The organism is Noviherbaspirillum sp. ST9 (assembly GCF_048799745.1).
Taxonomy (GTDB): domain Bacteria; phylum Pseudomonadota; class Gammaproteobacteria; order Burkholderiales; family Burkholderiaceae_D; genus Noviherbaspirillum.
Window position 1 is genome coordinate 263,342 of the sequence record NZ_JBLWFR010000001.1, and the last position, 25,146, is coordinate 288,487.

The following is a 25,146-nucleotide window of genomic DNA, read 5'->3' on the forward strand; positions in this document are numbered from 1 at the left end:
GATCAGGGTTTCTTCAACTGTGCTTCCAGTTCCGCCACGCGGGCTTCCAGTGCATCGAGCTTGGCGCGGGTCTTTGCCAGTACCTGGCTCTGGATATCGAATTCTTCGCGCGTCACCAGGTCCAGCCGGGAAAAGCCTTGCGTCAGCATGGCCTTGACGTTGCGCTCGATGTCTTTCGCCGGCGAATTTTCGATTGCCTGGCTGATCTTTGCCTGGAGATCGTTGAAGAAATTTGTCTTGTCCATAATCAATCCTAAGATGAAAAAGCCGCACTTCAGTGGTGCGCGCAAAAGTGGTGCGCATCACCTTGGTGCGAACTTCGTGGTGCACTGCCTTAAAAAGGTGTGAGCAGTCCACGAGCAAAGCACGAAATTATAAAAATGATAACGCATCTGCGCGGTAAACCGGTGGCATGAGTCCTGCTAAGTAGTTGGAAAAATGCAATTCGCCCATTTTTCCAACGCCATCAAAAGGGAAACGCCATGAAAAAAATTATTCTTGCCGCTGCCATCGCCGCCGCCTTCACGGGCAGCCTTGCACAGGCCCAGGACAAGAAGCCGGATCATGAAGTCAGCTTCAACGCATCGGTGGTGAGTGACTACCGCTATCGCGGCATCTCCCAGACCCGTCTGAAGCCGGCCCTGCAGGGTGGCGCAGACTACGTTAACAACCCAACCGGATTCTACGCCGGTACGTGGTTGTCCACCATCAAGTGGATCAAGGATGTCCCGGGCGGCGACGCCAGCATTGAATGGGATATCTACGCCGGCAAGCGCGGCGAGATCGTCGACGGCGTTTCCTATGACCTGGGTGTCCTGCGTTACCAGTACCCGTCCAACAACCTGAGCCCGAGCGCCAACACCACCGAGATCTACGGTCAGCTCGGCTACGGCCCGGCCTATATCAAGTATTCGCACTCGCTGACCAACCTGTTCGGCTTCGTCGACAGCAAGCGCAGTGGCTACCTCGACATCGGGGCTAACGTCGAAATCGGCGAAGGCCTGACCCTGAACCTGCACGCCGGCCACCAGAAGGTGAAGAACAACTCGCCGTTCAGCTACACCGACTGGAAGGTTGGCGTGACCAAGGACTTCGGCATCGCGACCGGCGCTCTGGCACTCATCGGTACCGATACCGACAACTACGTTGGCCCGAACGGCAAGAACCTGGGCAAGAACAGCCTGGTCCTGTCAGTCGCCAAGACTTTCTAAGCGAGGAAATCATGAAACTGATCACTGCGATCATCAAACCCTTCAAGCTCGATGAAGTGCGTGAAGCCCTCTCGGCGATCGGTGTCCAGGGCATTACGGTCACGGAAGTAAAGGGCTTCGGGCGCCAGAAAGGCCACACCGAGCTGTATCGTGGCGCCGAATATGTGGTCGACTTCCTGCCCAAGACCAAGATCGAAGCTGCCGTGGATGACGCCATCGTTGACCGCGCCATCGAAGCGATCGAGAGCTCGGCCCGCACCGGAAAGATCGGCGACGGCAAGATCTTCGTGTTCGACTTGCAGCAAGTCGTTCGTATCCGTACCGGCGAAACCGGTAAAGAAGCACTCTAAAGGAGGGGTGAGATGAAAAAACTGTTTGCAAGCATCCTGGCGGCCAGCTCCATGCTGATCGCCGTCGGCTTTGCGCAACCGGCGCTGGCCGAGGAGGCCGCACCGGCCAAGACCGAGGCGGTTGTCGTTGCGCAGGCAGCCGCACCTGCCGCTCCCGAGGCGGCTCCCGCTGCGGCAACCGCAGCGCCTGCCGCTGCTGCCGCACCGGCTGAAGCAGCTCCTGCTGCGGCACCCGCACCGACGGCCAACAAGGGCGATACTGCCTGGATGATGATGGCAACCGTCCTCGTCATCCTGATGACGATCCCCGGCCTGGCACTGTTCTACGGCGGCCTCGTCCGCACCAAGAACATGCTGTCGATCCTGATGCAGGTCTTCATGATCTTCTCGCTGATCGTCGTGCTCTGGTGCATCTACGGCTACTCGCTGGCATTTACCGAGGGCGGCGCGTTCATCGGTTCCTTCGACCGTCTGTTCCTGAAGGGTATTACGCCGGAAACGATGGCGGCCACCTTCAGCAAGGGCGTCGTGATCCCCGAGTTCGTGTTCGCCGCCTTCCAGGCAACGTTCGCGGCCATCACTTGCGGCCTGATCGTCGGCGCGTTCGCAGAACGCATCAAGTTCTCCGCCGTGCTGTTGTTCGTCGTGCTGTGGTTCACCTTCTCCTACCTGCCGGTTGCGCACATGGTCTGGTTCTGGCCTGGTCCGGATGCCTACACCGACGCGGCCGCTGCTGAAAAGGCAACCGCTGCAGCCGGCTGGCTGTTCCAGAAGGGCGCGCTCGACTTCGCCGGCGGTACCGTGGTGCACATCAATGCGGCTATAGCTGGCCTGGTTGGCGCCTATGTCATCGGCAAGCGTATCGGCTACGGTCGTGAATCCATGGCACCGCACTCGCTGACGCTGACCATGGTGGGCGCATCGATGCTGTGGGTGGGCTGGTTCGGTTTCAATGCCGGCTCCGCACTGGAAGCAGGCGGCACCGCTGCCCTGGCACTGATCAACACCCTGCTGGCTACCGCGGCTGCAACCCTGTCCTGGAGCTTCGGCGAGTGGATGGGTAAAGGCAAGCCGTCCATGCTGGGTGCCGCTTCCGGCGCCGTCGCTGGCCTGGTGGCGATTACTCCGGCAGCCGGTTTCGTCGGTGTGATGGGTGCACTGGTTATCGGCCTGCTGGCCGGCGTGATCTGCCTTTGGGGCGTGAACGGCCTGAAGCGCCTGCTTGGCGCGGACGACTCGCTCGACGTGTTCGGCGTGCATGGCGTGGGCGGTATTCTCGGCGCGCTGCTAACCGGCGTGTTCGCGGCTCCCTCCCTCGGCGGCACGGGAATCTACGACTACGTTGCCAACAAGGTTGCGGAAGAGTATTCGATCGCCGGCCAGGTGTGGATCCAGGCACAAGGCGTGCTGACCACCCTGATCTGGTCCGCTGTCGTATCCTTCATTGCCTACAAGCTGGTTGACCTGATCGTCGGTCTGCGCGTTCCGGAAGAAGAAGAGCGCGAAGGCTTGGACATCTCCAGCCACGGCGAATCCGCATACCACTCCTGATCTCCAAGGGAACCTGTTTCCCCGCCCGTGTTCGCGGGCTTCACAAAGCGCCTCGTCTCGAGGCGCTTTTTTTTCGTCCTTGCCTTTAAAACCGGAAGAGTGCCCAGATCTAGGTTTCCCGGGATGTTTACCGTTTTGCCGTGTTGTCGTTTCTGAAATATCGGTTGCGGCGGGAGCATCATCGAACAACAGCCGGCAGGCGGAACAGAGGGATTGCCGTTAGAATCAACTTATTCAGCTTGCAAGAATGCTTATACCCCGAAGGTTTTTATGGTTCCGCACCTCGTTACGGCCTTGAACGGCCCGCTTCTCGACCTGGAAAAGAAAATACTGGCGGCGACACCGGCGATCGAGCGCTGGTTCCGCTTGGAATGGCAGGAACACACGCCGCCGTTTTATTGTTCGGTGGACCTGCGCAACGCTGGCTTCAAGCTTGCGCCAGTGGATACCAACCTTTTTCCAGGCGGCTTCAACAACCTGTCGCCGGAAATGCTGCCGCTGGCCGTGCAGGCAGCGATGGCCGCGATCGAAAAATATTGTCCGGATGCCAAGAACCTGCTCCTGATTCCGGAGCGGCATACCCGCAATACCTTCTACCTGCAAAACGTCGCCCGCCTGATCCAGATCTTCCGCCAGACCGGACTGAATGTGCGCCTGGGTTCCCTGTCGGAAGATGTGAAGGAACCGACCAACATCGACTTGCCCGACGGCACGACGCTGACGCTGGAACCGCTTGAACGTTCGGCCAACGGTCGCCGCCTCGGCCTGAAGAATTTCGACCCCTGCACCATCCTGCTGAACAACGACCTGTCGTCCGGCATTCCGAAGGTCCTCGAGGGCCTGCACGAACAGAATCTCCTGCCGCCGCTGCATGCCGGTTGGGCAGTGCGCCGCAAGACTAACCACTTCGCTGCCTACGATGAAGTGGTGAAGAAATTCTCCAAGCTGGTCGACGTCGACCCGTGGATGCTCAACCCGTATTTCGCCAAGTGCGGCGAGATCAACTTCCAGGAGCGCACCGGCGAGGAATGCCTCGCTGCGAACGTCGACACGTTGCTGTCGAAGATCCGCAAGAAGTACAAGGAATACGGCATCAAGGAAAAGCCCTTCGTCATCGTCAAGGCGGACGCGGGCACCTATGGCATGGGCATCATGTCGGTCAAGGATGCGAGCGAGGTGAAGGACCTCAACCGCAAGCAGCGCAACAAGATGTCGGTCGTGAAGGAAGGCCTGGAAGTGTCCGATGTGATCATCCAGGAAGGCGTGCATACCTTCGAGCACATCAACGACGCCGTCGCCGAGCCGGTGGTGTACATGATCGACCGCTACGTGGTGGGCGGCTTCTACCGCGTGCATGCGGAGCGCGGCATCGACGAGAATTTGAATTCGCCCGGCGCGCATTTCGTGCCGCTCGCCTTTGCGCAGCAGCATGCGCTGCCCGACCTGCAGGCCAAGCCGGGCACAGCGCCGCCGAACCGTTTCTACATGTACGGCGTCGTGGCGCGGATGGCCTTGCTCGCGGCATCCATCGAACTCGAGAAGACCGATCCGAATCCGGAAGTCTACTGACGGAACGCCTGCATGAAATTCGCTTTCCTTGCCGACCCGCTGGACCACTTCAAGATCTACAAGGACACGACGTACGCGATGATGGTCGAGGCCGCGCGCCGCGGCCACGAACTCTTTGCATTCCAGCAGAAGGACATGGCCTTCCGCGACGGCAAGGTATCCGCCGACGTGCAAAGGATCACGCTCACGGGCGACCAGGATGACTGGTACCGCGCAGAACCGCCGCTGGCCTCGTCGCTGGATGCGTTCGATGCCATCGTCGTGCGCAAGGATCCGCCGTTCAACATGGAGTATGTCTACCTGACTTATCTGCTTGAAGTGGCGGAGAAGCAGGGGGCGCATGTCTTCAACCGGCCGGAGGCGATTCGCAGCCATAACGAAAAGCTGGCGATTGCGCAGTTTCCGCAATTCACCGCGCCGACGCTGGTGACCAGCGACGCGGCGCGCGTGCGGGCCTTCCACCAGGAGCACAAGGACATCATCCTCAAGCCGCTGGACGGCATGGGCGGGACGGGTATCTTCCGCGTCAGGGATGACGGCATGAACCTGGGCTCGATCATTGAAACACTGACCGGCAATGGCGCGCATACCATCATGGTCCAGCGCTTCATCCCGGAAATCGTGCAGGGCGACAAGCGCGTGCTGCTGATCGGCGGGGAAGTCGTGCCATTCTGCCTCGCGCGCATTCCCCAAGGCGGCGAGGTGCGGGGTAATCTCGCTGCAGGCGGATTGGGCGTGGCACAGCCGATCTCGGCGCGCGACCGGGAAATCGGCGAAGCCCTTGCGCCAGTTCTTTTGAAGCGCGGACTATTGCTGGTAGGATTGGACGTCATCGGCGACTGCCTGACGGAAATCAATGTCACCAGTCCCACGTGTTTTCAGGAAATCAAGCAGCAGACAGGCTTCGATGTGGCAGCAATGTTCATCGACGCCCTGGAGAGGCAGTGCAAATAATTCGCTTCGCGCAATCGGTGTGCGGAGAATAACGACGGACAGGTCGACGGCTCGGGGAAGGCAGGTGTCCCACCGCGCACGCGACTGTTCTTGGCCGGACAGGACATGGTAGGGATTCTTCTTCTGACGCATGCACCGCTGGGAAACGCGTTCATGGACGCCGCCACGCACGTCTTTCGTGCGCGTCCCGAACGCATGGAGGCCATCGACGTGCGTGCCGACCAGGATACCGCCGAAGTGAACCGGATCGCGCAGGAAGCGATCAAGCGCCTTGACGACGGCAGCGGCGTGCTCGTCATCACGGACGTCATGGGAGGCACGCCGTCCAACTGCACGCTCAAGCTGTGCAGCCCCGGCCACATCGAGGTCATTGCGGGTATCAGCCTGCCGATGCTCCTGCGGGCGCTGACCTATCGCAACGATACGATCGATGTCGTCGTGGAAATGGCCCTTGCGGGAGGCCAGAGCGGGGCGGTGCGGGTGGATAACCGTGTGCGGCTCTCTCCGAACTGAACAACAAGCACAAGAAAAAATGATTCAACAGGAAATCGAAATTATCAACAAGCTGGGCCTGCATGCGCGGGCTTCCGCAAAGCTCACGCAACTGGCCGCCAAGTACAAGAGCGAAGTCTGGCTGACGCGCAATGCGCGCAGGGTCAATGCGAAGTCCATCATGGGCGTCATGATGCTGGCTGCCGGGAAGGGAGCGAAGGTCGTGCTTGAGACAGACGGCGCAGACGAAAAAGAGTGTTTTGACGCGCTCTTCGAGCTGATACAGAATAAGTTCGGCGAAGGCGAATAAGCCTTTTCGCCCCTCACACGCCCGGCACATACAATGGCTTCCTTCACGCTCCACGGGATTCCGGTCTCACGCGGCATCGCGATCGGTCGCGCGCACCTGCTCGCGCCGGCTGCGCTCGACGTCAAGCATTACCTGATCTCGCAGGAGCAGGTCGAGGCGGAAGTGCTTCGCCTGCAAAAGGCCATTGCCAGCGTCCACAAGGAATTGCAGACGATCTGGAACGAGCTGCCGAAAGACGCGCCCGCCGAACTCGGCGCGTTCATCGACGTGCACGCGCTGATCCTGTCGGATCCAATGATTGCCGAAGTGCCGCTCGACATCATTCGCACGCGCTATTACAACGCCGAATGGGCGCTGGTGACGCAGATCGACGAGCTGTCCGCGCAGTTCGACGAAATCGAGGATGCCTACCTGCGCGAGCGCAAGAGCGACATCCAGCAGGTCGGCGAGCGCGTGCTGAAAGTGCTGACGGGCAGCGCCAGCACCCTGCCGTCGCATGATGGCGGAGACGAGAATGCCGGGCGCATGATCGTGGTGGCCCATGACATCTCTCCCGCCGACATGCTGCAGTTCAAGGATCGGGCCTTCGGCGGATTCGTGACCGACCTCGGCGGCCAGAACTCACACACGGCGATCGTGGCGCGCAGTCTCGACATTCCCGCTGCCGTGGGTATGTCCAACGCGTCCGCCCTGATCGAGCAGGATGACATGATCGTCATCGACGGCGATGCCGGCGTGGTGATTGTCGATCCGCCGCCGAACGTGCTGGAGCAATACCGCGAGCTGCAGCAGCGGCTGATGCGCGAGCGCAAGAAGCTCGGAAAGCTGAAGAAAACGCCTGCCATTACCAGGGACGGCACCGAGATCACGCTGCTGGCGAACATCGAGTTGCCGGACGACTGCCCCGGCGCACTCGACTCCGGCGCCATGGGCGTCGGCCTGTTCCGTTCAGAATTCCTGTTTATGGGCCGTGCCGGCTTCGTCAACAAGCTGCCGTCGGAGGACGAGCAGTTCGAGTCCTACCGCCAGGCCGTGGTGGCGATGAAGGGGCGGCCGGTCACCATCCGTACGCTCGATATCGGTGCCGACAAGCCGCTTGATTCCGCGGAGCAGACTGCGCTCAATCCCGCACTCGGCCTGCGCGCGATCCGCTTCTGCCTTGCGGAGCCGCAGATGTTCCTGCAGCAGTTGCGCGCCATCCTGCGCGCATCGGCTTACGGCCCGATCAAGCTCCTGATCCCGATGCTCGCCCATGCCTTCGAAATCGACCAGAGCCTGGCGATGATCGAGCAGGCCAAGGCGCAATTGCGCGAGCAGAACAAGAAATTCGACCCGCTGATTCCGGTCGGCGCGATGATCGAGATTCCCGCCGCGGCGCTCACGCTGCCGATGTTCGTCAAGCGCATGGATTTCCTGTCGGTCGGCACCAACGACCTGATTCAGTACACCCTGGCCATCGACCGCGCGGACCATGAGGTGGCGCATCTTTACAACCCGCTGCACCCGGCGGTGCTGTACCTGCTGGCAAGCACGATCTCGATTGGCGCGAAGGCGGGTGTTCCGATCTCCGTCTGTGGCGAGATGGCGGGCGACACGCGCATGACACGCCTGCTGCTCGGCATGGGGTTGCGCGAATTCTCCATGCATCCGACGCAGATCCTTTCGGTGAAGCAGGAGATCCTCAACACCGACCTGAACGCCATCGCGGCGCAAACGAAGAAGATCCTGCGCACGATGGAGCCAGCAGCCATCGTCAGCGCTGTCGAACAGCTCCGCGAGCTCTGACAGGACTGCCGCTGGCACCAACAAGAAAGGGGACTCGATTGAGTCCCCTTTTTCATTGCATCGCCTGCGATCAGGACGGCGCCGCTTCCGGCAACGCTGCGGCACGCCTTGCAAGATGGCGCTTCCACAGCAACGGGCCGATCACCAGCGCTGCGGTCAGCAGCAGGATCGACGCCGAGATCGGCTTGGTAAAGAAGATCGTCATGTCACCCTGGCTGATCGACAGCGCGCGGCGCAGCTGCTGTTCCGCTACCGGACCGAGGATCATTCCGACGATGGTCGGCGCGACCGGGATGTCGTAGCGGCGCATCAGGAAGCCGATCAGGCCGATGATGTACAGCAGCAGCAGGTCGAACCACGAGTTGCGCAGGCCATAGGCACCGAGCGTCGCGAAGATCAGGATGCCGCCGTACAGCAACGGACGTGGAATCGACAGCAGCTTGATCCAAAGGCCGACCAGCGGCAGGTTCAGGATCAGCAGCAGCACGTTGCCGATGTACATCGAGGCAATCAGGCCCCACACCAGCAACGGCTGGGTTTCGAACAGCAGCGGACCGGGCTGCAGGCCGTATTGCTGGAATGCTGCCAGCACGATAGCCGCGGTCGCCGACGTCGGCAGGCCGATGGTCAGCAGCATCGCGAGCGTGCCGGTGCTCGACGCATTGTTCGCCGCTTCCGGTCCTGCCACGCCTTCGATGGCGCCCTTGCCGAACTCTTCCGGATTCTTGCTCAGCTTCTTCTCCATCGAGTACGACAGGAAGGTCGGGATCTCCGAACCGCCGGCCGGCATGGCGCCGATCGGGAAGCCGAGCATGGTACCGCGCAGCCAGGGTTTCCAGGAGCGCGCCCAGTCCGACTTCGACATCCAGATCGACCCCTTGACCTGTTCCAGCTTGTCTTCCGCCTTGTTCAGGTAGGTCGCGAGGTACAGCGTTTCGCCGACTGCGAACAGGCCGACTGCAGCCACCACGACGTCGATGCCGTCGAGCAGCTCCGGGATGCCCATCGTGAAGCGCGGCTGGCCGGTCTGGCCGTCGATGCCGATCAGGCCGATCCACAGGCCGAAGAACAGGCTGGCCAATCCGCGTGCCATCGAGGCGCCGAGCAGCGTGGAGACGGTGACGAAGGCCAGGATCATCACGGCGAAGTATTCCGCCGGGCCGAACTTGATCGCCACGTCCACCACGAGCGGCGCCATGACGGTAAGCATCACCACCGAAATTGTGCCGGCGACGAAGGAGCCGATGGCCGATGTCGACAGCGCAGGACCAGCGCGCCCGGCCTTGGCCATCAGGTTACCTTCCAGCGCGGTCACGATGGTTGCCGACTCGCCCGGCGTGTTCAGCAGGATCGACGTCGTCGAGCCGCCATACATCGCACCGTAATAGATGCCGGCGAACATGATCAGCGCGCCTGTGGGATCGAAGCCCGTCGTCGCGGGCAGCAGCAATGCCACGGTCAGCGCGGGGCCGACACCGGGCAGCACGCCGACCAGCGTGCCGAGGGTGACCCCGATAAGTCCGAGCATCAGATTCTGCAGCGTCATCGCGACGCCGAACCCGGCGATCAATGCATTAAAGGTTTCCATGTTTACATACCTCCCAGCAGGCCGCTCGGCAAGTTCAATCCCAGGCCGCGTGTGAAGATGAAGAAGGCGATCGTGGACAGGACCAGGCCGACCACGATATCGCGGATCAGCTTGCGGCTGCCGAAACTGCGCGCCACGAGGGTAAAGAGGAATGCGGATGCGAGGATGAAACCGGCCCACGCAATCGCTGCCATGTGCAGGATGACGCCCGTGCTGAGAACCGCGAACGCGACCCAGTCCGGCGCGTCATGGTTGGTTTCGTCGTCCATCGGCACGTTGCGCCAGCCGCCCGAGACAGCCTGCCAGCTGAGGATGCCGCCGAGGATGACGAGGCCGGCGCCAATCAGGTAGGGGAAGGCGCGGGGGCCGACTTGCGAGTAACCGCCGCCGCCGGAAATGTCCTGCGTGCCGGCGATGACAAAGATTCCCAGTGTTGCCAGCGCAATGGAAACCATCAACTCGCCCGGGTTGATCGGGGAACGAGGGGTCATAGGTTCACCTAGAATTCGAGAGGTTGTGTCTTTATTTTTATACCAGCGTGACGTACAAGGCGAGCTGCGCCGACGCCGGCTGGGCAAGACAGATGCGGAAGGAAAACGGGCGGGACCCAGTCCCGCCCGGTGTCATGCTTACTTCTTGACGAGGCCGAGGCTGTTGATGATCTTCTCGGTCTGCTTCACCTCGTTGTCGAGGTATTGGGCAAAGGCGTCACCCGGCAGGTAGGCGTCGGCCCAGCCGTTCTTGGCAAGCAGGTCCTGCCACTGCTTGGTCTTGACGGCCTTGTCGATGGTCGTCATCAGCTCGCGCTTTTGGGCGTCGTTGATGCCGGGCGCGGCAAAGATGGCGCGCCAGTTTGACAGCTCGACATCCACGCCCTGTTCCTTGAGCGTCGGGACGTCGATGCCGGGCAGGCGCTTGCCGGACGTCACTGCCAGCGGACGGAACTTGCCCGACTGGATCTGGCCGGCGAACTCGTTGTAGCCGGACAAGCCGACCGTGACGTGGCCGCCAAGCACGGCTGCTTGCGCTTCACCGCCGCCCGCGAACGGGATGTAGTTGATCTTGCTGACATCGACGCCGGTCGCCTGCGCGATCATCGCGACAATGATGTGGTCGGTGCCGCCGGCGGAACCACCGCCCCAGGACACGCCGCCCGGGTTGGACTTGAACTGGGCGATCAGGTCCTTGAGCGACTTGATCGGGGAGCTGGAAGGAACAACCAGGACGTCATATTCGCCGGTCAGGCGCGCGATCGGGGTCACCTGCGACAGGTTGACCGGGGACTTGTTGAGCGCGATGCCGCCCACCATCACGCTGCCGCCGATCAGCACCGCGGAGGGATCGCCCTTGGCTGAGTTGACGAATTGTGCGAGGCCGATCGTGCCTGCAGCGCCACCCTTGTTGTCGACCTGAACCTTTTTGACGATTTCGCCCTGCTGCATGGCTTGGGCGAGGCCGCGGCCGGTTTGATCCCAGCCGCCGCCCGGATTGGCCGGCACCAGCATCTTGATGCTGTCGAGGGCCAGTGCCGGTGCGCTTGCGACCAGGCCGATGGCCGTGATCGAGCTGAGCAGCCAGCGGCTGAGGGAATTGCGTTTGCCGATAGTCATGGAGAATCTCCTTCATCCTAGTAACGACCCTGATTATTGTGTGAGCGCCAGGGCACATGCGCTGTGAGGCGAACTGTAAAACACCGTAGCTTGCATTTAGCTTTCGATCATGGTTTTGCGGTTCGGCAGGCAGTTGCTTCTTTGTTATTGGTGCGCGATAGCCGCTCTAGGCAGATTAGCAGCCGCAAGAAGCTTGTAAAGCAAACAAGGATCACGGCCGGGCGGGTTTGACTGGGGGAAGCGACTTGGTTATTCTTATGCAATGCGCCGATTTGATGATCAGCTTGCGGGCGCGTAATAAATACGGCTAAAGCGTGCTTGCAAGAAAGCCCCTAAAGCCCGATAAGCTGTTCGCTGTCGGGCTTTTTTGTTTTCGGCGCAATGGATTCCCAGAAAATCCGGCGCTCGTTACCTGGATCTCTATGCCATCCATCGGAATCGTTTCACCCAAATCCATGCATTTCGCGGAGCCATTGACGCTCCGCAGCGGCGCCACGCTCGCCGACTACACGCTGATGTACGAAACCTACGGCACGCTCAACGCCGACCGTTCCAACGCCGTACTGATCTGCCACGCCCTCAACGCGTCGCATCACGTGGCAGGCGTCTATGAAGGCGTGGACGGCAGCAAGAACGTCGGCTGGTGGGACAACATGGTCGGTCCCGGCAAGCCGGTGGACACGGACCGCTTCTTCGTCATCGGGGTCAACAATCCCGGCTCCTGCTTTGGCTCGACCGGTCCGATGCATATCAATCCCGCCAGCGGCAAGCCCTACGGCGCCAGCTTTCCCGTCGTCACGGTGGAAGACTGGGTCAATGCGCAGGCGCGACTGGCCGACAAGCTGGGCATCGAGAAATTTGCCGCCGTCATGGGCGGCTCGCTCGGCGGCATGCAGGCCCTCGCATGGAGCATCATTTTTCCGGAGCGCCTGCACCACGCGGTCGTGATCGCGTCGACGCCCAAGCTCTCGGCGCAAAACATCGCCTTCAACGACGTTGCCCGTCAATCCATCCTGACCGATCCGGATTTCCACGGCGGCGACTACTATGCCCACGGCGTCGTGCCCAAGCGCGGCCTGCGCGTGGCGCGCATGGTCGGCCACATCACCTACCTGTCGGATGACAGCATGGCCGAGAAATTCGGACGGTCGCTGCGCAACGGCGATTTCCAGTTCGGCTTCGGCATCGACTTCGAGATCGAATCCTACCTGCGCTACCAGGGCGACAAGTTCTCCGAATACTTCGACGCCAACACTTACCTGCTGATCACCAAGGCCCTCGATTACTTCGACCCGGCGCGCGAGCATGGCGACGACCTTGCCGCCGCATTGGCCAACACGAAGGCGCAGTACCTGCTCGTGTCCTTCACCACCGACTGGCGCTTTTCGCCCGAGCGCAGCCGCGAAATCGTGCAAGCCCTGGTCAAGAACAAGCGCCGCGTTGATTATGCGGAAATCGATGCGCCCCACGGCCACGATGCCTTCCTGCTCGAGGATCCCCGTTACATGAATGTAGTAAAAGCCTATTACGACCGCATCTGGCAGGACATCAACGGCGGAGGACGCACATGAACTTCCGCGAACTCATTGCCTTGCGCCCGGACCTCGCCTTCATCGCCCACTGGGTTGCGACCGACTCGCACGTGCTCGACCTCGGCTGCGGCGACGGCGTCATGCTCGAATACCTGCAATCCGAAAAGCGCTGCATCGGCTACGGCGTCGAGATTGACGACAACAAGATTCCGACCTGTGTCAGCCGCGGCGTGTCAGTCATCCAGCAGGACCTGGAGGCGGGACTCGCCATGTTTACCGACAGCGCCTTCGATACGGTGCTCTGCCTGTCTGCGCTGCAGATGATGAAGAACGTCGAAGGCATCCTGGCGGATATCGCACGCGTGGGACGCGAAGCGATCGTCTCCTTCCCCAACTTTGCCTACTGGCCACACCGTTTCGCGCTGCTGCGCGGACGCATGCCGGTGTCGAAGTCGCTGCCCTACGAGTGGTACGACACGCCCAACGTACGTTGCGCTACGATCAAGGACTTCGAGGAACTCGCCAATAAAGTCGGACTCGAAGTGCTTGAATGCATTGCTTTGCATGAAGGTAAGCCCGTCTCATTCCTGCCGAACTGGCGTGGTAGCCTTGCCGTGTTCCGACTCCGAAAAAAGACACCCGCATGAAGCTGCCGCCTAGCGACAACGCCATTCTCCGCCTGCCCGAAAACCACAGCCGCGCGACTGACGGGGGATTCTTACGATGAGCGCGAAAGAAGGCGGCAAGAAGTCCGGATCGAGCATTCGCGATGCCTTCCTCCATCCGTCCGCCTGGACGATGTTTTTCTTCGGTTTCGCATCCGGCCTGCCGTTCCTCCTGGTTGCCGGCACGCTGGCCTATTGGCTGAAGGAAAACGGCATCACGCTCAAGGACATCACCATGATCGCCAGTGCGGGCCTGGCGTATTCCTTCAAATTCCTGTGGGCGCCTTTCATTGACCGCTTGCGCCTGCCGATCCTCGGACGGCTCGGACAGCGGCGCAGCTGGCTGCTGCTGGCGCAGGTGCTGGTCATGATCGGGCTGGGTGCGATGGCATCGGTCACGCCATCGCAGCTGGGCCTGTTCGTCGGCCTGACCCTCATGGTTGCCTTTGCCGGCGCCACCCTCGACATCGCGGTGGATGCCTACCGCATCGAAATCGCCCCGGTCGAAGCGCAAGGCGCGCTGGTGGCCACTTATTCGCTCGGATACCGGATCGCCCTGATCGTCACCGGCGCGCTGGCGCTGGTGCTTGCCGACTACACGGTCTGGTCCAACGTGTACCGCGTCATGGCCTTGTGCATGCTCATCCCGATCGTCGTCAACCTGATGGCGCGCGAGCCAGAAGTGCTGCGCGTGCACAGCCAAAGCTGGATCGAGGGCTTGCGTGACGGCGTGGTGGAGCCGTTTGCCGACTTCTTCCGCCGTTTCGGCGGTCGCGTCGGACTGATGATCCTGCTCTTCATCCTGCTCTTCAAGGTCTCCGATCAGGCGTTGGTCGGGGGAATCATGGGGCCTTTCTATCTCGACCAGGGATTCACCAAGACGGAGATCGCCGCCGTGTCGAAGGTTTATGGCATCTGGATCGGGATCGCGGGCGCATTTCTTGGCGGCGTGGCCGTCGCGCGCTGGGGCGTCGAACGCGCGCTATTGGCCAGCATCGTGCTGGGTGCGGCGAGCAATCTCTTGTACTTGGCGTTGATCGGCGCCAACGGCGATGTTCGCATGTTGACCCTGGTGATCTCCGGGGAAAACCTTGCACAAGGCTTGCTTGGTACGACGGCAGTGGCGTATCTGTCCGGACTCGTCAACCAACGCTACACCGCAACACAGTACGCGCTGTTCAGCTCGCTGATCACGCTGCCGGGCAAGGTGCTTGGTTTTTATTCGGGGCGCATCGTCGAAGCCGTGGGCTATGGCACGTATTTCTGGATCACCGCGCTGGCGATTGTTCCCGCCGTCGCCTTGTACTTCTGGCTCCATCCGCGCGTCCGGCTGGAGGGGAATGCCGACGCAGCCTGACGTTTTCCTTTGCAGAAAGGGCTCATCATGAAACGGTTGATTTCCATGCTGATGACGGTTGTCGCGCTGACCGCGGCGACTTCACCAGCATATGCGAAGGACGAGGTCAGTCCGGACGGCGTCAAGGTCGAGAAAATGTCGCCGCTGCGCAAGCTGGTGCCGGAAGGCGAGCTGGAAGAGGCGGCCTTGCAGCAATACACGGGACTCAAGCAGCAGGCCAGTCAGAAGGGCGTCCTCGTGCCCGACAGCGATCCGCAGGTACAGCGCCTGCGTGCCATCGCGAAAAGGCTGATACCTCAGGCTGAACGTTGGAATCCGGGCGCTACCGATTGGAAATGGGAAGTCAGCCTCATCGACGTCAAGCAGATCAATGCGTTCTGCATGCCCGGGGGGAAGATCGGTTTCTTCACCGGCATTCTTGACGGACTGAAGCTCACGGATGATGAAGTGGCCATCGTCATGGGCCATGAAATCGCCCATGCGCTGCGCGAGCATGGCAGGGAAAGGCTGGCTAAGTCGAACCTGACCAATGTCGGTGCGAGAGTGCTCGGATTCGGCCTGTCTGCTCTCCTGGGTATCGACCCCAATCTCACAAACACCGCCGCCGGCGTCGGGGCCAACCTGGCAATCCTCAAGTTCTCCCGCAGCGACGAAACAGAAGCCGATCTCGTTGGCCTGGATATCGTCGCGCGCGCCGGTTACGATCCGCGCGCCGGCGTTGCGTTATGGCAGAAGATGGGCATGGTGAGCAAGAATGCGCCGATGGAATGGTTGTCCACGCACCCGGCCGGACAGGCCCGCATCACCGAAATGCGGAAGCACATGCCCTCCGTCATGCCCTTGTACGCAAAGGTGAAAGGCCAACCCCAGTCGAAGCTGCCGCCTTACACCAGCAATGTGAAGGGAATCGCGCCTATCCCTTGAGGAAGGCGCTTGCGCCGTTGTACTCGATGGTCAGCGGCGCGTGGTCCGAGAAGCGTTCGTCCTTGTAGACGGAGGCGGCGCAGGCCTTCCCGGCAAGGCCGGGCGTGGAGATGTGGTAGTCGATACGCCACCCCACGTTGTTCGCCCATGCCTGGCCGCGGTTGCTCCACCATGTGTACGCTTCGCCGGTTGTTTCCGGATGCAGCTGGCGGTAGACATCGACCAGGCCGACTTCACCGAGCACCCGCGTCATCCACGCCCGCTCCTCCAGCAGGAAACCGGAATTCTTCTGGTTGCTCTTCCAGTTCTTCAGGTCGATTTCCTTGTGTGCGATGTTCCAGTCGCCGCACAGCACCACTTCCTGGCCGCATGCGCGCAGCTTTTGCAGATGCGGCAGGAACACCTCCATGAAGCGGAATTTCGCCTGCTGGCGCTCTTCGCTCGACGAACCCGACGGGCAATACACCGAGATCACCGACAGCTTGCCGAAGTCGCATTGCACATATCGGCCTTCGGCATCGAATTCCTCGCAGCCGAAGCCAACCTGGACCGCATCCGGCGCGAACTTCGAATAGATGCCAACGCCGGAATAGCCTTTCTTCTCCGCGTAGTGGAAATGGCCATGGTAGCCGGCGGGTGCCTGGAATTCCGGCGTCATGTCTGCGGCCTGCGCCTTGAGTTCCTGCACGCATATGAAATGCGCGTCGTGTTTGGCCATCCATTCGAAGAAACCCTTCTTGGAGGCGGAGCGGATGCCGTTGAGGTTGGCGGAGACGATCTTGAGCATGGTATCGGCGGGAAAAAACGAGCGGCTAGCATACCTGATCCGGTGGAATTTTGTGCCCGCCGAATCGGCTTCAGGCGGCTTCGAGCCATTACAATGCGTGCTTGTCCGGTATTGCCCGGAATTGTCAATCTATTCACATCGAGGTCATCTTGAGCAAGCTGAGCCAGGAATTCATCGAGTTCTCCGTCAACGCAGGCGTGCTGCGTTTCGGCGAGTTCATCACCAAGGCGGGCCGCACGTCGCCGTACTTCTTCAACGCAGGCCTGTTCAACGACGGCGCCACGCTCGGCAAGCTGGCGGACTTCTATGCCCAAGCGCTGATCGATTCCGGCGTCGAGTTCGACATGCTGTTCGGCCCGGCCTACAAGGGCATCACGCTCGCCGCCGCGACGTCGATCGCATTGGCGCAAAAGGGCCGGAACGTGCCCTTCGCCTACAACCGCAAGGAAGCCAAGGACCACGGCGAGGGCGGCACCATCGTCGGCGCCAAGCTGGAGGGCCGTGTGGTCATCATCGACGACGTCATCTCGGCCGGCACCTCGGTGCGCGAGTCGGTCGAAATGATCCGTGCTGCCGGTGCAACCCCGAGCGCGGTGCTGATTGCCCTCGACCGCATGGAAAAATCGGGCAAGGACGGTGCGCTGTCCGAGCACTCCGCCGTGCAGGAAGTGACAAAAGCCTATGGCATGCCGGTAGTGCCTATTGGCAACTTGGCCGATTTGTTGGAATATATTTCGAAGGCTGGCGCCAATCCCGACCTTGCCAAGTACAAGGACGCGGTGGCTGCCTACCGGAGCCGTTACGGCGTGATGTAACTCACCGACGCACCTAGGGAGGGGGCCATGAGTTCACTGAAAACTGCATTGTTCCTTTCCCTTGCGTTGCCCATGGCCGGCGTCCACGCGCAGATCTACATGTGCAAGGACGCTGACGGCCGCACCATTACCTCCGATCGCCCGATCCCCGAATGCGCCGACCGCGCCATGCGCGAGCTGGACAAAGGCGGACGAACGCGGCGCGACATCCCTGCGCCGATGACGGCGGAAGAAAAGCGCCGTGCCCAGCAGGAACAAGAAAAACGCAAGGCGGAAGAGGCCGCGCTCGAAGAGCAGCGCAAGAGCGACCGCCTGCTGCGTGCGCGTTACAGGAACGAGGCCGATATCGAGGAAGCGCGCAAGCGTGCGCTCGAGCAGGTGGACGACAGGATCAAACGGGACAAGGCGGCGCTGGCGGCGGCGGAGAAGCAGCAGCAACAGGCCCAGGCTGAGGCCGATGCCCTGAAAAAGAAAAATGCCAAAGTGCCGACAGTCCTGCAACACCGCATCGATGACGCGGCACAGACCGAAGCGGCGACACGAAAGGCTATCCAGGGACACGAGGCCGATGTCGCCGAGGTCAATGCAAAACACGATGCATTGCTGAAGCGCTTCCGCGAACTGAACGTTGCAGCGAAGTGAGCGCGCGGCAAAGCGCGCTCACCATCTTGATCAGCCTGCCAGTTTCTTCTTCAGCAGTTCCGTCAATTGCGCCGGGTTGGCCTTGCCCTTGGTGGCCTTCATCGCCTGGCCAATAATGGCGTTGAACGCCTTCTCCTTGCCGGAGCGGAATTCCTCGACCGACTTGGCGTTTGCCGCCAGCACTTCGTCGACGATCTTCTCCAGCGCGCCGCTGTCCGAAATCTGCTTCAGGCCCTTGGCTTCGATGATGTCGTCGGCGAGCGTCTCCTTGTCCGACGGCGCTCCCCACATGCCGGCAAACACTTCCTTGGCGATCTTGTTCGAGATGGTGCCATCGACGATGCGCTGCAGCAGCACGGCGAGTTGCACGGCCTTCACAGGCGCGTCGGCGATGTCGACGCCTTCGCGGTTCAGCGTGGACGACACGTCGCCCATCAGCCAGTTGGCCGCGGGCTTGGCCTGTTCCTTGCCGGCTTTGGCCACGACGGCTTCAAAGTAGGACGCCATCGCCTTCGATTGCGTCAGCACGGACGCGTCATATTCCGGCAGGCCGTAATCCTTCACGAAGCGCTCACGCATGGCGCCGGGCAGTTCCGGCATGGACGCCTTCACACGCTCGATCCAGTCCTGGGCGATCACGAGCGGCGGCAGGTCGGGGTCGGGGAAATAGCGATAATCCTGCGCGTCTTCCTTGCTGCGCATGGAACGGGTTTCCTTGCGGTCCGGATCGTACAGACGGGTTTCCTGCACCACCTTGCCACCGTCCTCGATCAGCTCGATCTGGCGGCGCACTTCGTAGTTGATCGCTTCTTCCAGGAAGCGGAAGGAGTTCAGGTTCTTGATCTCGCAACGCGTGCCGTATTCCTTCTGGCCGACGGGGCGAACGGACACGTTCGCGTCGCAGCGGAAGGAGCCTTCCTGCATGTTGCCGTCGCAGATGCCGAGCCAGACCACGAGCGAATGCAACGCCTTCGCATAGGCGACCGCCTCTCCTGCGCTGCGCATGTCGGGCTCGGTCACGATTTCCAGCAGGGGTGTGCCGGCGCGGTTGAGATCGATGCCGCTCATGCCGTGGTAGTCCTCGTGCAGCGACTTGCCGGCGTCTTCTTCCAAGTGCGCGCGCGTCAGCTGGACCGTCTTCATCTCGGCCTTGCCATCCTTTTCGAGCACGAAGGAAATCGTGCCGCCTTGCACCACCGGGATTTCATACTGGCTGATCTGGTAGCCCTTCGGCAGGTCGGGATAGAAGTAGTTCTTGCGCGCGAAAATCGATTGCGGCGCGACCTTTGCGCCGATGGCGAGGCCGAACTGGATCGCGCGTTCGACTGCGCCCTTGTTCATCACGGGCAGGACGCCGGGCAGCGCGAGGTCCACAGGGCAGGCCTGGGTGTTCGGTTCCGCGCCGAACTGCGTCGAGGCGCCGCTGAAAATTTTCGATTGGGTCGAGAGCTGTGCGTGCGTCTCAAGTCCGATGACGACTTCCCATTGCATAGTGTTTTCCTCAGAAATTATTCTTCGTAGCGGCACTGGCCGGTCTTCAGGTTGACCGACAGTTCCGAAAAGTTGGGGCGCGATCCGCAGAGCGCCGGGCAGCTCGGCTTCACGTTCAGCATGTCGCCTTCGCGTTCGAGCCGGATGGTGCAGCTGGGCCGGCGGTCGAAGTCGTAGCCGCGCCGATTGCGCGCGTCCTGGGCGTCCTCCAGCGCGATGCGCCATTGCACCATAGGAGGAATATCGCGCACTTCAGCCAGCAATCCATCGCCTTCGTCGATGCTGCAGTCGAAGCCATGGGTGCTGCGAAACAGCGAGGACTCCCAGCGGAAGGCATCGATATGGCTGCCCGAAAGGCGAATTTCGCCCGTGTCCGCAAAGGTCACGCGTTCGCCATCCACTGTCCGCGCAACGCTGCACGAGAAGCGGGTCTCGAGCTGCTGTTCGACAGCCGACGCGCCGCCTGCATAGAGCAGGAGGGCGGCAAGCATCGCGCGGGTGAAGTGGTTCATACGCCTTCCGGAGTGCGGCTGTGCCAGTCGGTGACGCGCTGGTACTGGTGCGCGACGTTGAGCAGCTTCGCCTCGTTGAAGTAGTTGCCGATGATCTGCAGGCCGACCGGGCGCTTCGCATTCTTCTCGCCCTTGCCGAAACCGCAAGGAATCGACATGCCGGGCAGGCCGGCGAGGCTGGTCGACAGCGTGAAAATGTCGGCCAGATAGTTCGCCACCGGGTCGTCGGCCTTGTCGCCGAGATCCCAGGCGACTGTCGGTGAAACCGGGCCCATGATCACGTCGCACTGCTTGAACGCTTCCTGGAAGTCCTGTGCGATCAGGCGACGGATCTTCTGCGCCTGCAGGTAGTAGGCGTCGTAGTAGCCGTGCGACAGCACATAGGCGCCGACCAGGATGCGGCGCTTCACTTCCTCGCCGAAGCCTTCCGCGCGCGACTTGCGATACATGTCAGCGAGGTCCTTGTAATCCTGCGCGCGATGGCCGTAACGCACGCCATCAAAGCGCGACAGGTTGGACGAGGCCTCTGCCGGGGCGATGACGTAATAGACAGGGATCGACAGCTCGGTCTTCGGCAATGAAATGTCGACAAGCGTCGCACCGAGCTTTTCGTATTCGCGCAAAGCGCCGCGTACGGCTTCCTCGACATCGCTCGCCAGGCCCTTGCCGAAGTATTCACGCGGCACGCCGATCTTCAAGCCTTGCAGCGGCTTGTCGAGATCGCGGGCGAAGTCCTCCGCCGGGCGGTCGAGACTGGTCGAATCCTGCGGATCGAAGCCGGCCATGGCGTTCAGCAGCAGCGCGCAGTCTTCCGCCGTCTGCGCCATCGGGCCGCCTTGGTCCAGCGACGATGCAAAAGCGATCATGCCGAAGCGCGACACGCGGCCGTAAGTTGGCTTGATGCCGGTGACGCCGCACAGCGATGCCGGCTGGCGAATGGAACCGCCGGTGTCGGTTGCAGTCACAGCCGGGGCCAAGCGTGCAGCGATGGCGGCAGCGGAGCCGCCGGACGATCCGCCGGGAATTGCGTTCTTGTCCCAAGGGTTCTTGACCGCGCCGAAGAAGGAATTCTCGTTCGACGAACCCATGGCAAATTCGTCACAGTTCAATTTTCCGAGGTGGACCATACCTGCCGTGCGGAACTGTTTCACCACGGTAGCATCGAAGGGGCTGATGTAGTTCGAGAGCATCTTCGAACCGGCGGTGGAGCGCCAGTCGCGTGTGACAAAAATGTCCTTGTGCGCGATGGGGATGCCGGTAAGGGCAGTCGTGTCGCCCTTGGCAATGCGGGCGTCCGCTTCGGCGGCCTGCGCCAGTGTCAGGGACTCGTCGACGTGGACGAATGCGTTCAGGTCGCTTTGCCCGATGCGCGCGAGGTACAGCTTGGCCAGTTCGGTGGCGGAAACCTGTTTTGCCTGCAGCAGCGCTGAGAGCTCTTTGAGTGTCTTGGTATGCATAAGGGGTAACGATGCGCTGTTCTTGTTATTCGATGACTTTCGGGACGAGGTACAGGCCGTCCTGGGTCGCCGGAGCGACCTGCTGGTAGTCCTCGCGACGGTTCGGTTCGGTGACCGCGTCGTCACGCAAACGCAGGGCGACATCGTTCTGGTGCGCGGCGATCGGATGGTTGAGCGGCTCGATGCCGGTAGTGTCGACAGCGCGCATCTGCTCCACGAGGGAGAAGATGCCGTTGAGCTTGTCCAGGGTTTTGGCGGCCTGGTCTTCGTTCAGGTCGAGCTGCGCCAGACGGGCAAGACGTTTAACGTCGGAGAGGTCGAGTGACATGATGGAAAGGGTTGGACGGCGCTCGAAAGGCCGTGATTTTCAAAGGGATAAAAATGTTTTCTAATTCTGGCAAAAACTTGTCAAAAGGCGCGAACTGGCACGTATCCGGCTCGCATTTTTGAGGTTTCCGTCGACTAACTTCGGCTAAATTATAAGGTAGAATGGCGGGTTAATACCTCGCAGGCGATAGAGCTTTGACACGTCGCCGGTGCCGAGGTTTTCACCACCAACGTTAAGCGCGCCATTGATGCGCATCGGGACCATACATGTTCGGATTTTTACGCAGTTATTTTTCTAACGACCTGGCAATCGACCTGGGCACGGCCAATACGCTGATCTATGTGCGTAACATGGGCATCGTGCTGGACGAACCGTCGGTGGTGGCGATTCGTCAGCAGGGCGGCCCGAACGGCAAGAAGACGATCCAGGCCGTCGGCAAGGAAGCCAAGCAGATGCTGGGCAAGGTGCCGGGCAATATCGAAGCCATTCGCCCGATGAAGGACGGCGTGATCGCCGACTTCACCGTCACCGAGCAGATGCTCAAGCAGTTTATCCGCATGGTGCACGACTCCAAGCTGTTCAAACCGTCCCCGCGCATCATCATCTGCGTTCCCTGTGGTTCCACCCAGGTTGAGCGCCGCGCGATCCGCGAATCCGCACTCGGCGCAGGCGCGTCGCAGGTCTACCTGATCGAAGAGCCGATGGCCGCCGCAATCGGCGCCGGCCTGCCGGTTTCCGACGCGACCGGTTCGATGGTCGTGGATATCGGCGGCGGCACGACCGAAGTCGGCATCATCTCGCTGGGCGGCATGGTGTACAAGGGCTCCGTCCGCGTGGGCGGCGACAAGTTCGACGAAGCGATCGTCAACTACATCCGCCGCAACTACGGCATGCTGATCGGCGAACAGACCGCCGAAGCGATCAAGAAGGAAATCGGTTCCGCCTTCCCGGGTTCCGAAGTCAAGGAAATGGAAGTCAAGGGCCGCAACCTGTCCGAAGGCATCCCGCGCTCGTTCACGATTTCGTCCAACGAAATCCTCGAAGCGCTGACCGACCCGCTCAACAACATCGTCTCCGCCGTGAAGAACGCGCTCGAGCAGACCCCGCCGGAACTCGGCGCGGACATCGCCGAGAAGGGCATGATGCTGACCGGTGGCGGCGCGCTGCTGCGCGACCTGGACCGCTTGCTGATGGAAGAAACCGGCCTGCCGGTGATCGTCGCCGAGGATCCGCTAACCTGCGTGGTGCGCGGCTCCGGCATGGCGCTCGAGCGCATGGACAAGCTCGGTTCCATCTTCTCCTACGAGTAATCGACACGATGTTTTGCCTGACGCGCCTTGCCGAAACCACGCAAGGCGCGCCGATGGACAGAAATTCCCGGTCACGTTCCGAGTCTAGACCCTGATGGATTACAGTCCACCGCCACTCTTCAAGCAAGGCGCCTCCGCGCGTGCGAAAGTGGTGTTCTTCTCCCTTATCGCCCTGATCCTGCTGGTGGCCGATTCGCGACTGCGTTCGCTCGGCGCCATTCGCCAGGTGGTCGGCACCGCGCTCTATCCGCTGCAGGTCGTTGCCTTGCTGCCCCGCGACGCCGCCTACATGGTGGGCGACTACTTCTCGTCGCTGTCGGCGATGCAGAAGGAAAACCACAAGCTCAAGGAACAGCAGATCGCCAATGGCCATACGCTGCAGCAGGTGCAGCAGCTGTCGGCGGAAAACGTCCACCTGCGCAAGCTGTTGTCGGCCAACGAGCGACTGGCGGTGAAATCGGTGATGACCGAGATCCTCTACGACGCACGCGATGCGTTCACCCGAAAGATCATTGTCGACCGGGGCACGAGCCATGGCGTAATGCCGGGGCAGCCGGTGATCGACGACGTCGGCGTCGTTGGTCAGGTCACCCGGGTATTTCCGTTCACCTCCGAGATCACCCTGCTGACTGACAAGGACCAGGCAATTCCTGTCCAGGTGGTGCGCAGCGGGCTGCGCAGCATTGCGTACGGTCAGGGGCATTCCGGTTCACTTGACCTGCGCTTCATGCCGGCGAATGCCGACATCCAGAATGGCGACATGCTCGTCACTTCGGGTATTGACGGCGTGTATCCGGCCGGCCTGTCGGTCGCCAAGGTGACGCAGGTCGACCGCAAGTCCTCTGACGCGTTTGCGCGCATTGTCTGCCAGCCGCTGGCCGGCATCGACCGCAACCGCCAGCTGTTGATCCTGTTGACCGAAATGAATTTCCCGCCGCGCCCTGAACCGGAAGATCCCAAGAGGGAGCGGGCTGCGAAGCGTGAAGCGGCCAAGGAAGCCGCCAAGGAAGCCGCCAAGCAGCAGGCCGCTGCGACGCCCGCGCAGCAAGCGCCGGCGGCAGCCACTGCCAATGCGCCGGGCACGGCAGCTCCGGCCGCCGCGACGGGTGTGGCTCAGGACAAGCCGGCCGCCCCCGCAACCCCGCCGGCTCCGGCAAAGCCTGCCCAGCCTGCTGCGGCAGCCCCCGCCACAGGCGCGCAAAAGCCAGCGAGCGACAAACCCGCCGCACCGCAAGCGGCTGTGCCGGCCAAGGCGCCGGTGGCGCCTGCAAAACCGCAGTCGGCCGCACAGCCCAAGTCCGCACCGGCAGCCCCGGCCGCGGCCCAGCAGGGAGCCACGCAATGAATCGTCCGCAATACATCCTGTTACCGGCGAATCCGCTGTTCATCATTGCCAGCCTGACCATCGCGTTCCTGCTCAACCTGCTGCCATGGGGGCAGTGGGTCGGCATCCCGGATTTCGTCGCGCTGGTGCTTGTTTTCTGGAGCATCCACCAGCCGCGCAAGGTCGGCATCGGCGTCGCCTTCTTCATGGGCCTGCTGATGGACGTGCACGATGCGACGCTGCTGGGCGAGAACGCCCTCTCATACACGCTGCTGTCGTACTTCGCGATCATGATCCACCGCCGCGTTCTCTGGTTCAAGGTGCCGACGCAGACGCTGCACGTGCTGCCGCTGCTCTTCATGATGCAGTTCGTCCAGTTGCTGATCCGCCTGATGGTGAGCGGCGATTTCCCTGGCTGGTTCTATTTCCTGGAAAGCATCATCACCGCCGCGCTCTGGCCGGTCGTGACCTGGATCCTGCTCGCACCGCAGCGCCGCGCGGTCGACCGTGACGAGACCCGCCCGATCTGATCGCGGCATCATTGCATTCGACGATTCCCTGCATGGCAGGATTGAACACGAC

General features: G+C 61.5%; 26 protein-coding genes. 17 read left to right on the forward strand and 9 right to left on the reverse strand.

The genetic code is table 11. The features are described 5' to 3' along the window. Positions 1–2 precede the first annotated feature (2 nt). Positions 3–245: an accessory factor UbiK family protein gene (locus tag ACNOHI_RS01205; protein WP_420472802.1), complete on the reverse strand. Its 243-nt coding sequence runs from the start codon at positions 243–245 to the stop codon at positions 3–5. A gap of 237 nt (positions 246–482) precedes the next feature. On the opposite strand from ACNOHI_RS01205, the gene ACNOHI_RS01210 reads away from it, so the two are divergent. The 8 genes from ACNOHI_RS01210 (at position 483) to ptsP (ending at position 8,222) form a co-directional block, all read left to right on the forward strand. After that, positions 483–1,211, forward strand: a complete 729-nt coding sequence (locus ACNOHI_RS01210; RefSeq protein WP_420472803.1) for a TorF family putative porin — start codon at positions 483–485, stop codon at positions 1,209–1,211. 11 nt (positions 1,212–1,222) lie between these two features. Further along, the gene (locus ACNOHI_RS01215) at positions 1,223–1,561 is read left to right on the forward strand and encodes a P-II family nitrogen regulator (protein WP_170942283.1); all 339 of its coding nucleotides are present in this window, start codon (positions 1,223–1,225) and stop codon (positions 1,559–1,561) included. 12 nt (positions 1,562–1,573) lie between these two features. Then, positions 1,574–3,112 carry an ammonium transporter gene (locus tag ACNOHI_RS01220; protein ID WP_420472804.1) on the forward strand — a complete coding sequence of 513 codons (1,539 nt, stop codon included), beginning with the start codon at positions 1,574–1,576 and terminating at the stop codon, positions 3,110–3,112. 270 nt (positions 3,113–3,382) lie between these two features. Next, positions 3,383–4,681 (forward strand): glutamate--cysteine ligase, encoded by a 1,299-nt coding sequence (gene gshA, locus ACNOHI_RS01225; protein ID WP_420472805.1) that lies wholly within the window; start codon positions 3,383–3,385, stop codon positions 4,679–4,681. Between the two features lie 12 nt (positions 4,682–4,693). After that, positions 4,694–5,635 (forward strand): glutathione synthase, encoded by a 942-nt coding sequence (gene gshB / locus ACNOHI_RS01230; RefSeq protein ID WP_420472806.1) that lies wholly within the window; start codon positions 4,694–4,696, stop codon positions 5,633–5,635. 105 nt (positions 5,636–5,740) lie between these two features. Continuing rightward, complete coding sequence (locus ACNOHI_RS01235; RefSeq protein WP_420472807.1) at positions 5,741–6,148, forward strand: PTS sugar transporter subunit IIA; 408 nt, start codon at positions 5,741–5,743, stop codon at positions 6,146–6,148. Positions 6,149–6,167: 19 nt separating this feature from the next. Continuing rightward, a complete protein-coding gene (locus ACNOHI_RS01240; RefSeq protein WP_420472808.1) occupies positions 6,168–6,437 on the forward strand; it encodes an HPr family phosphocarrier protein in 270 nt (89 codons plus the stop codon). Positions 6,438–6,470: 33 nt separating this feature from the next. Next, entirely contained in the window at positions 6,471–8,222 is a 1,752-nt protein-coding gene (gene ptsP, locus ACNOHI_RS01245; RefSeq protein WP_420472809.1) for a phosphoenolpyruvate--protein phosphotransferase, read from the forward strand. Positions 8,223–8,292: 70 nt separating this feature from the next. Here the strand turns inward: ptsP and ACNOHI_RS01250 are convergent, their stop codons facing one another. From ACNOHI_RS01250 to ACNOHI_RS01260, 3 genes are all read right to left on the reverse strand, one after another. After that, entirely contained in the window at positions 8,293–9,810 is a 1,518-nt protein-coding gene (locus tag ACNOHI_RS01250; RefSeq protein ID WP_420472810.1) for a tripartite tricarboxylate transporter permease, read from the reverse strand. A gap of 2 nt (positions 9,811–9,812) precedes the next feature. After that, positions 9,813–10,301: a tripartite tricarboxylate transporter TctB family protein gene (locus ACNOHI_RS01255; RefSeq protein ID WP_420472811.1), complete on the reverse strand. Its 489-nt coding sequence runs from the start codon at positions 10,299–10,301 to the stop codon at positions 9,813–9,815. Positions 10,302–10,439: 138 nt separating this feature from the next. Continuing rightward, on the reverse strand, positions 10,440–11,420 hold the full coding sequence (locus ACNOHI_RS01260; protein ID WP_420472812.1) for a Bug family tripartite tricarboxylate transporter substrate binding protein: 981 nt from the start codon (positions 11,418–11,420) through the stop codon (positions 10,440–10,442). Between the two features lie 422 nt (positions 11,421–11,842). Between ACNOHI_RS01260 and metX the strand changes: the two genes are divergently transcribed. From metX to ACNOHI_RS01280, 4 genes are all read left to right on the forward strand, one after another. Further along, positions 11,843–12,991 (forward strand): homoserine O-succinyltransferase MetX, encoded by a 1,149-nt coding sequence (metX, locus tag ACNOHI_RS01265; RefSeq protein ID WP_420472813.1) that lies wholly within the window; start codon positions 11,843–11,845, stop codon positions 12,989–12,991. After that, complete coding sequence (metW, locus tag ACNOHI_RS01270; protein ID WP_420472814.1) at positions 12,988–13,599, forward strand: methionine biosynthesis protein MetW; 612 nt, start codon at positions 12,988–12,990, stop codon at positions 13,597–13,599. The genes metX and metW overlap by 4 nt, the downstream gene beginning before the upstream one ends. A gap of 76 nt (positions 13,600–13,675) precedes the next feature. Beyond that, positions 13,676–14,974: an AmpG family muropeptide MFS transporter gene (locus ACNOHI_RS01275; protein WP_420472815.1), complete on the forward strand. Its 1,299-nt coding sequence runs from the start codon at positions 13,676–13,678 to the stop codon at positions 14,972–14,974. A gap of 27 nt (positions 14,975–15,001) precedes the next feature. Next, positions 15,002–15,898, forward strand: a complete 897-nt coding sequence (locus ACNOHI_RS01280; protein WP_420472816.1) for a M48 family metallopeptidase — start codon at positions 15,002–15,004, stop codon at positions 15,896–15,898. Here the strand turns inward: ACNOHI_RS01280 and ACNOHI_RS01285 are convergent. Next, on the reverse strand, positions 15,888–16,685 hold the full coding sequence (locus ACNOHI_RS01285; RefSeq protein ID WP_420472817.1) for an exodeoxyribonuclease III: 798 nt from the start codon (positions 16,683–16,685) through the stop codon (positions 15,888–15,890). The two genes, ACNOHI_RS01280 and ACNOHI_RS01285, sit on opposite strands and share 11 nt — an antisense overlap. Positions 16,686–16,834: 149 nt before the next feature. Here ACNOHI_RS01285 and pyrE point away from each other — a divergent pair, with 149 nt between their 5' ends. Both pyrE and ACNOHI_RS01295 read left to right on the forward strand, forming a co-directional pair. Next, positions 16,835–17,500, forward strand: a complete 666-nt coding sequence (pyrE, locus tag ACNOHI_RS01290; protein ID WP_420472818.1) for an orotate phosphoribosyltransferase — start codon at positions 16,835–16,837, stop codon at positions 17,498–17,500. A gap of 27 nt (positions 17,501–17,527) precedes the next feature. Further along, entirely contained in the window at positions 17,528–18,142 is a 615-nt protein-coding gene (locus ACNOHI_RS01295; protein WP_420472819.1) for a DUF4124 domain-containing protein, read from the forward strand. A gap of 30 nt (positions 18,143–18,172) precedes the next feature. On the opposite strand, the gene gatB is transcribed toward ACNOHI_RS01295, so the two are convergent. The 4 genes from gatB to gatC are packed head-to-tail and all read right to left on the reverse strand — an operon-like array spanning position 18,173 to position 21,930. Further along, positions 18,173–19,633 carry an Asp-tRNA(Asn)/Glu-tRNA(Gln) amidotransferase subunit GatB gene (gene gatB, locus ACNOHI_RS01300; protein ID WP_420472820.1) on the reverse strand — a complete coding sequence of 487 codons (1,461 nt, stop codon included), beginning with the start codon at positions 19,631–19,633 and terminating at the stop codon, positions 18,173–18,175. Positions 19,634–19,650: 17 nt separating this feature from the next. Further along, entirely contained in the window at positions 19,651–20,145 is a 495-nt protein-coding gene (locus tag ACNOHI_RS01305; RefSeq protein ID WP_420472821.1) for a hypothetical protein, read from the reverse strand. Continuing rightward, positions 20,142–21,602 (reverse strand): Asp-tRNA(Asn)/Glu-tRNA(Gln) amidotransferase subunit GatA, encoded by a 1,461-nt coding sequence (gene gatA, locus ACNOHI_RS01310; RefSeq protein WP_420472822.1) that lies wholly within the window; start codon positions 21,600–21,602, stop codon positions 20,142–20,144. Before gatA ends, ACNOHI_RS01305 begins: the two co-directional genes overlap by 4 nt. Positions 21,603–21,627: 25 nt before the next feature. After that, positions 21,628–21,930 carry an Asp-tRNA(Asn)/Glu-tRNA(Gln) amidotransferase subunit GatC gene (gatC, locus tag ACNOHI_RS01315; protein WP_420472823.1) on the reverse strand — a complete coding sequence of 101 codons (303 nt, stop codon included), beginning with the start codon at positions 21,928–21,930 and terminating at the stop codon, positions 21,628–21,630. A 266-nt stretch (positions 21,931–22,196) separates the two neighbouring features. On the opposite strand from gatC, the gene ACNOHI_RS01320 reads away from it, so the two are divergent. The 3 genes from ACNOHI_RS01320 to mreD all read left to right on the forward strand — a co-directional run bounded on the left by ACNOHI_RS01320 (position 22,197) and on the right by mreD (position 25,094). Beyond that, on the forward strand, positions 22,197–23,240 hold the full coding sequence (locus ACNOHI_RS01320; RefSeq protein ID WP_057290805.1) for a rod shape-determining protein: 1,044 nt from the start codon (positions 22,197–22,199) through the stop codon (positions 23,238–23,240). A 94-nt stretch (positions 23,241–23,334) separates the two neighbouring features. After that, a complete protein-coding gene (gene mreC / locus ACNOHI_RS01325) occupies positions 23,335–24,585 on the forward strand; it encodes a rod shape-determining protein MreC (RefSeq protein ID WP_420472824.1) in 1,251 nt (416 codons plus the stop codon). Further along, positions 24,582–25,094 (forward strand): rod shape-determining protein MreD, encoded by a 513-nt coding sequence (gene mreD / locus ACNOHI_RS01330; RefSeq protein WP_420472825.1) that lies wholly within the window; start codon positions 24,582–24,584, stop codon positions 25,092–25,094. Before mreC ends, mreD begins: the two co-directional genes overlap by 4 nt. Positions 25,095–25,146: the final 52 nt, after the last annotated feature.

Bases quoted from the DNA above. Each gene is read 5' to 3' on its own strand.
- ACNOHI_RS01205 (WP_420472802.1), bottom strand. From the start codon at position 245: ATGGACAAGACAAATTTCTTCAACGATCTCCAGGCAAAGATCAGCCAG.
- ACNOHI_RS01210 (WP_420472803.1), top strand. From the start codon at position 483: ATGAAAAAAATTATTCTTGCCGCTGCCATCGCCGCCGCCTTCACGGGC.
- ACNOHI_RS01215 (WP_170942283.1), top strand. From the start codon at position 1,223: ATGAAACTGATCACTGCGATCATCAAACCCTTCAAGCTCGATGAAGTG.
- ACNOHI_RS01220 (WP_420472804.1), top strand. From the start codon at position 1,574: ATGAAAAAACTGTTTGCAAGCATCCTGGCGGCCAGCTCCATGCTGATC.
- gshA (WP_420472805.1), top strand. From the start codon at position 3,383: ATGGTTCCGCACCTCGTTACGGCCTTGAACGGCCCGCTTCTCGACCTG.
- gshB (WP_420472806.1), top strand. From the start codon at position 4,694: ATGAAATTCGCTTTCCTTGCCGACCCGCTGGACCACTTCAAGATCTAC.
- ACNOHI_RS01235 (WP_420472807.1), top strand. From the start codon at position 5,741: ATGGTAGGGATTCTTCTTCTGACGCATGCACCGCTGGGAAACGCGTTC.
- ACNOHI_RS01240 (WP_420472808.1), top strand. From the start codon at position 6,168: ATGATTCAACAGGAAATCGAAATTATCAACAAGCTGGGCCTGCATGCG.
- ptsP (WP_420472809.1), top strand. From the start codon at position 6,471: ATGGCTTCCTTCACGCTCCACGGGATTCCGGTCTCACGCGGCATCGCG.
- ACNOHI_RS01250 (WP_420472810.1), bottom strand. From the start codon at position 9,810: ATGGAAACCTTTAATGCATTGATCGCCGGGTTCGGCGTCGCGATGACG.
- ACNOHI_RS01255 (WP_420472811.1), bottom strand. From the start codon at position 10,301: ATGACCCCTCGTTCCCCGATCAACCCGGGCGAGTTGATGGTTTCCATT.
- ACNOHI_RS01260 (WP_420472812.1), bottom strand. From the start codon at position 11,420: ATGACTATCGGCAAACGCAATTCCCTCAGCCGCTGGCTGCTCAGCTCG.
- metX (WP_420472813.1), top strand. From the start codon at position 11,843: ATGCCATCCATCGGAATCGTTTCACCCAAATCCATGCATTTCGCGGAG.
- metW (WP_420472814.1), top strand. From the start codon at position 12,988: ATGAACTTCCGCGAACTCATTGCCTTGCGCCCGGACCTCGCCTTCATC.
- ACNOHI_RS01275 (WP_420472815.1), top strand. From the start codon at position 13,676: ATGAGCGCGAAAGAAGGCGGCAAGAAGTCCGGATCGAGCATTCGCGAT.
- ACNOHI_RS01280 (WP_420472816.1), top strand. From the start codon at position 15,002: ATGAAACGGTTGATTTCCATGCTGATGACGGTTGTCGCGCTGACCGCG.
- ACNOHI_RS01285 (WP_420472817.1), bottom strand. From the start codon at position 16,685: ATGCTCAAGATCGTCTCCGCCAACCTCAACGGCATCCGCTCCGCCTCC.
- ACNOHI_RS01295 (WP_420472819.1), top strand. From the start codon at position 17,528: ATGAGTTCACTGAAAACTGCATTGTTCCTTTCCCTTGCGTTGCCCATG.
- gatB (WP_420472820.1), bottom strand. From the start codon at position 19,633: ATGCAATGGGAAGTCGTCATCGGACTTGAGACGCACGCACAGCTCTCG.
- ACNOHI_RS01305 (WP_420472821.1), bottom strand. From the start codon at position 20,145: ATGAACCACTTCACCCGCGCGATGCTTGCCGCCCTCCTGCTCTATGCA.
- gatA (WP_420472822.1), bottom strand. From the start codon at position 21,602: ATGCATACCAAGACACTCAAAGAGCTCTCAGCGCTGCTGCAGGCAAAA.
- gatC (WP_420472823.1), bottom strand. From the start codon at position 21,930: ATGTCACTCGACCTCTCCGACGTTAAACGTCTTGCCCGTCTGGCGCAG.
- ACNOHI_RS01320 (WP_057290805.1), top strand. From the start codon at position 22,197: ATGTTCGGATTTTTACGCAGTTATTTTTCTAACGACCTGGCAATCGAC.
- mreC (WP_420472824.1), top strand. From the start codon at position 23,335: ATGGATTACAGTCCACCGCCACTCTTCAAGCAAGGCGCCTCCGCGCGT.
- mreD (WP_420472825.1), top strand. From the start codon at position 24,582: ATGAATCGTCCGCAATACATCCTGTTACCGGCGAATCCGCTGTTCATC.